Raw genomic sequence first — 385 nt, 5'->3', positions numbered from 1 at the left:
CAAACGATTGAATCGCTAAATAAGGATCCGTTTGTAACACGGTAACGATATCTTCAAAAGATGAACGTAACGGACTTTTTAGTACCTTTTTCAAATCACTCTTTGCTGATTTCTTTATCTTGATACGCCACTCACTCATTATCTATCTCGGCAATCATATTCTCTAAATCAACTGACTCATCATTTTCTCGACTAAAAGCAATCGGCATTTGACCATTCATAAACAATGACAATGTCTCTTGCAAAGCATCATAATCTTTCTTACCAATTAATACCGCACTCTTACTAGTCTCGGCACCCGAAATAAATACAGGTGCTGAGTCACGATTAGTTTCTTTGATCAACGAAAATAGATTATCTCTTGCTTTAGTTGGTGTGATAATAT

Annotated in this window: 1 protein-coding gene; it reads right to left on the bottom strand. The window is 35.6% G+C overall.

Features of this window, described 5'->3' with window-relative positions; genetic code table 11:
- Positions 1 to 131 precede the first annotated feature (131 nt).
- Positions 132 to 383 (bottom strand): type II toxin-antitoxin system Phd/YefM family antitoxin, encoded by a 252-nt coding sequence (locus CP370_RS09510; RefSeq protein WP_098046685.1) that lies wholly within the window; start codon positions 381 to 383, stop codon positions 132 to 134.
- Positions 384 to 385 lie beyond the last annotated feature (2 nt).

This window comes from Lactobacillus sp. UMNPBX19 (assembly GCF_002553805.1).
GTDB lineage: Bacteria > Bacillota > Bacilli > Lactobacillales > Lactobacillaceae > Lactobacillus.
This window is presented reverse-complemented; position numbering and strand designations above follow the sequence as displayed.